Source organism: Candidatus Palauibacter australiensis, assembly GCA_026705295.1.
In the GTDB taxonomy this organism is placed as follows: domain Bacteria; phylum Gemmatimonadota; class Gemmatimonadetes; order Palauibacterales; family Palauibacteraceae; genus Palauibacter; species Palauibacter australiensis.
Window position 1 is genome coordinate 1 of sequence record JAPPBA010000001.1, and the last position, 4,020, is coordinate 4,020.

A 4,020-nucleotide genomic window follows, 5' to 3' on the forward strand; every position below is an offset into this window, starting at 1 on the left:
CTCGATGATCGCGCGGCTCCGCTGGCGGCAGTGGCGCGCCGAGCGCTCCACCCGGCCGCAGGAGGCAGGAAAATGAAAGAAGTTTCGGCGCGGTTCGCCCGGTGGGGGCTGCTCGGTCTCCTGGCGCTCGGTGGGATTTCGTGCGCCGGGCCGTCCACCGACGTCGCCTGGGACGAGCACGACCCGGCGAATACCGCGCGGCTCGACCACGGCGAATGGCAGGCGCTGCTCGACGCCTACCTGGTCACCGACGACCCGTCCGGCGTCACCCTCGTCGACTACGCGAAGCTGCGGGCGAACGCCGCCGACCGGGCGCGCCTGGCCGGCTACATCGACGACCTGCAGGGACTGGATCCACGGCAGTACGCGAAGGACGTGCAGATGGCGTACTGGATCAACCTCTACAATGCCGTGACGCTGCGGGTCGTCGTGGACGAGTATCCCGTCGAGTCGATCAAGGACATCCACGAAGGTCTGATTCCCGGCACGGGTCCCTGGCGCGACATCCACGCGAGCGTGGCCGGACACCCGCTGACGCTGGATAACATCGAGCACGACATCCTGCGCCCCATCTGGCGGGACCCCCGGATCCACTACGGCGTGAACTGCGCCAGCATCGGCTGTCCGAATCTGGCCCCGGAGCCCTACACCGCCGAGAACCTCGAGCGCCTCCTCGATCAGGCCGCGCGGGACTACGTGAATCACCCGCGAGGTGTGACGCTCCGCGACCAGGCGTCGGGCGTCGTCTCCAGCATCTACTTCTGGTATCAAGAGGATTTCGGGGATTCCGAGGCGGGCGTGCTCGAACACCTGCGGAAGTACGCCGAGGGCGACCTGGCGGAACAGCTTCGGGATTTCGACGGGTCGCTCGACCACGACTACGACTGGAGCCTGAACGCGCCGGACGTCCCGTGACGCGACCCCAGGTTCGCCCGGACCGCCGAGACACGACAAACGCCGCGGGGGTCCGGTCGGGACCCGCCGCGGCGTTTCATACCCCCTAGGGGAATCGAACCCCTGTCTCCTGGCTGAGAACCAGGTATCCTGGGCCACTAGACGAAGGGGGCGAAGTTGGGAAGCGATATTCTAGCCGGGCTGGAAGGCGTGTCAAGATGAAGAAGAGTCGGGGCAGCGCGCGGAGCGGTGGTGGAGTGCGGAGCGGGGGTGGGGTGCGGTGAGTTGGGAATACCTGCACAACATCATGCACGCGTTCCCCATCGTCCTCGCCGCGAGCGGGAGCGCCGTCGGTCTCTACGGGTGGGCGCGCGACCGCGAGCTGCTCGAGCTGTGGGGACTCGTGGCCCTCGTCATCGCCGGGGCCTTCGTGGCCCCTGCCTACCTGACCGGCCTCGCCGCTGCCGACGTCGTCGCGGACCGCACCTTCGTGCGGCCCGGCATCATCCAGACCCACCGCTTCTGGGCCACGTGGGCCGCCGTCCCCGCCTTCACCGCCGGCGCGCTGGCCGCCTTCGCACTGTACGAGCGGGACGACCGCCGGCTGAGGCGTTTCGTCCTCCTGCTGGGCCTGTTTGCGACATTCATGATCGGAATCGCCGCCTGGCAGGGCTCGAAGATCGCAAACGGCCCGAATGAGGCCGAAAGCGCGGGGGTACACCCCACGACCGTTCATGGCGGTTAGCCGTCCGCGCGTGTCGCGCCCGGACAGCCAGTGTGGTGTCACACCACGCTAGTGGGTGGCGGACTCCAGGAGGACGACGAGGCCGTAGAAGATGAAGGCCGCGGCGAGCATGGCGGCGGTCTGAAGGACGCGTTCCCGTAGCGACATCCGGGCAAGCTGCCCGAGCAGCAGGGCGACGACGACCGTGCAGAGCAGCAGGATCCCGAGAATCATAGTCATCTTCGCAAGCCATCCTTGTGCGGCGGTTCGGCGACGGACGTCGGGTCACCCCTGTCGGTGAGCGACGGGCGACAAGGTCGGCTCAAAGCCGCGTTTCGGCAACGTTCCGCCGGCACGTTCCCGCGGGAACGTCAGACGCTCAGGCCGACCTCCGGCGCGGGTGACGGCTGGAGGTTCGGGAACGCCGCGGGGAATGCGCGCACCACGGCTTCGCCGGCCTCTTCCAGGGTGAGGGAGGCGCCTTCGGAGGCGAGGCTCGTCATGCGGACGCCGTGGATGCCGCACGCGACGATTCCGCGGAAGTTCGCGAGGGGTTCGGGCGTCACGTTGAGCGCGAAGCCGTGCCAGGTGATCCAGCGGCTCGCGTGCACGCCGATCGAAGCCACCTTGCGGATCGCGCCGGCGCCGATGAGGGCGTCCGCGCGTCCGGCGGCGACCGTTCCGAACCCGTCGTCCTCGACCGTCTCGAGGCTCCCGGCGGGTGGAGAACCCGTCCACACTCCGGTGTACGACGCGACCCGGAACGCGGGGAGATCGCACTCCGCGAGGACGCGCAGCAGCACCTCCTCGATGCGGCGCAGATACCAGTGGAGGTCCTTCCGGTGCGCGCGGAGGTCCAGGATCGGGTAGCCCACCAACTGGCCGGGGCCGTGATACGTGAGGTCGCCGCCGCGCTCGATCTCGACCAGGTCCAGCCCCGCCTCGGCGAGCCATGCCGGGTCGGGCGGCGTGACGTCCTCCCTCGATCCCCGCCCGAAGGTGATCACCGGCAGGTGTTCGACGAGGAGCAGGAGGTCGTGATCCGGCGGAGAACTCCGCCGCCAGCGCGCGATGGAGCGCTGAAGCTCGAGCACCTCCCGGTACTCGCGGCGACCGAGGTCGACCACCCGGAGTTGCCGCTCGCCGCTCATCGAGGCTCCGCCTGCCGCCGTCTGTTCCCGCCGGCCTACATGTGGATCGAGCGCCCGAGCGCGGCGAACGCGGCCTCCATCACGGCCTCGGCCATGCTGGGGTGCGCGTGCGCATGACGCACCAGCTCGTCCAGCGTGGCTTCCAGTTCGCGCGCCATGCCGACCTCGGCCACGAGTTCGCTCACGTTGTGTCCGATCATGTGGACGCCCAGCACTTCGCCGTACTTGGCGTCCGCCACGATCTTCACGAAACCGTCCGCGGATTCGGCCGTCAGCGCGCGTCCGTGCGCCCCGAGCGGGTACTTGCCGGTGACGACCTCGTATCCCGCCTCCTCGGCCTGCGCCGCGGACATGCCGATCGACGCGACTTCCGGGTGGCAGTACCCGACGGAGGGGATGTTCCCGTACGTCATCGGGTGGTTGGCCACGCCGGCGATATGCTCGGCGGCGACGATGCCCTCGTGCGACCCGACGTGCGCCAGCATCGGCTGCCCGGCCACGTCCCCGATCGCGTAGACGCCGGGCTGGTTCGTGCGGCACCACTCGTCGATCCGGATGAAGCCGTCCTCGATCGCGACCCCGTTCTTCTCGAGGTCGAGATTCTCGGTCACGGGCCGCCGTCCGACGGCCATGAGCACCAGACCCGTCTCCTCGGCCGTCTCGCTGCCGTCCGGGTTCACGACCGTGAGGACCATCGGGCTCGCGTCGCGATCCAGGTGCTTGACGCGGGTGTTCGTGAGATTGCGGATCCCCCGCTTCTTGAACGAGCGTTCGAGCGCCTTTCCGATCTCGGGATCCTCGAGCGGCACGAGCGTGTCGAGCGCCTCGATGAGCGTGACGTCGACGCCGAAGGCGTTGAAGACATCGGCGAACTCGACCCCCACGAATCCGGCCCCGACGATCGCCATCTTCGCCGGGAGTTCCTGGAGACCCAGCGCTTCCCGGCTGCCGATCACCTTCTCTCCATCCAGTTCGAAGCCGGGGAAGGTGTTCATCACGGAGCCGGTCGCGAAGACGACGTTCCGGGTCGCGATCTCGCGGGTTTCGCCGTCCTCCGTCTCAACCGCGACGCGGCCCGCCCCGGCCAGCCGGCCGCGGCCCTGCACGATCTCGACCTTGTTCTTCCCGAGCAGGTACTTCACGCCGGCCGTGAGCTTGCGGGTGATAATGCGGCTCCGCTTCACGGCCGCGGAGAAGTCGTACTCTACTTCGACAGGCTTCACGCCCATGCGGGCGCCGTGGTGCTGCAGG

At 68.7% G+C, this 4,020-nt stretch carries 5 protein-coding genes and 1 tRNA gene; 2 read left to right on the top strand and 4 right to left on the bottom strand.

The features are described from left to right. Nucleotides 1–72 precede the first annotated feature (72 nt). Nucleotides 73–915, top strand: a complete 843-nt coding sequence (locus OXN85_00005; protein MCY3598345.1) for a DUF547 domain-containing protein — start codon at nt 73–75, stop codon at nt 913–915. Nucleotides 916–994: 79 nt separating this feature from the next. On the opposite strand, the gene OXN85_00010 is transcribed toward OXN85_00005, so the two are convergent. Beyond that, a tRNA-Glu gene (locus tag OXN85_00010) sits at nt 995–1,067 on the bottom strand. Between the two features lie 107 nt (nt 1,068–1,174). Here OXN85_00010 and OXN85_00015 point away from each other — a divergent pair. Next, nucleotides 1,175–1,639 carry a hypothetical protein gene (locus OXN85_00015; GenBank protein ID MCY3598346.1) on the top strand — a complete coding sequence of 155 codons (465 nt, stop codon included), beginning with the start codon at nt 1,175–1,177 and terminating at the stop codon, nt 1,637–1,639. 48 nt (nt 1,640–1,687) lie between these two features. On the opposite strand, the gene OXN85_00020 is transcribed toward OXN85_00015, so the two are convergent. The 3 genes from OXN85_00020 to OXN85_00030 all read right to left on the bottom strand — a co-directional run. Beyond that, on the bottom strand, nt 1,688–1,858 hold the full coding sequence (locus OXN85_00020; GenBank protein MCY3598347.1) for a hypothetical protein: 171 nt from the start codon (nt 1,856–1,858) through the stop codon (nt 1,688–1,690). A 131-nt stretch (nt 1,859–1,989) separates the two neighbouring features. After that, nucleotides 1,990–2,769 carry a lipoyl(octanoyl) transferase LipB gene (gene lipB, locus OXN85_00025; protein MCY3598348.1) on the bottom strand — a complete coding sequence of 260 codons (780 nt, stop codon included), beginning with the start codon at nt 2,767–2,769 and terminating at the stop codon, nt 1,990–1,992. Nucleotides 2,770–2,804: 35 nt separating this feature from the next. Continuing rightward, nucleotides 2,805–4,020 (bottom strand): FAD-dependent oxidoreductase (locus OXN85_00030; GenBank protein MCY3598349.1); only part of this gene is annotated, 1,216 nt, incomplete at its 5' end.

What these genes read in the sequence shown, in the direction of transcription:
- OXN85_00020 (MCY3598347.1), bottom strand. Translation starts at nt 1,858, where the DNA reads ATGACTATGATTCTCGGGATCCTGCTGCTCTGCACGGTCGTCGTCGCC.
- lipB (MCY3598348.1), bottom strand. Translation starts at nt 2,769, where the DNA reads ATGAGCGGCGAGCGGCAACTCCGGGTGGTCGACCTCGGTCGCCGCGAG.
- OXN85_00005 (MCY3598345.1), top strand. Translation starts at nt 73, where the DNA reads ATGAAAGAAGTTTCGGCGCGGTTCGCCCGGTGGGGGCTGCTCGGTCTC.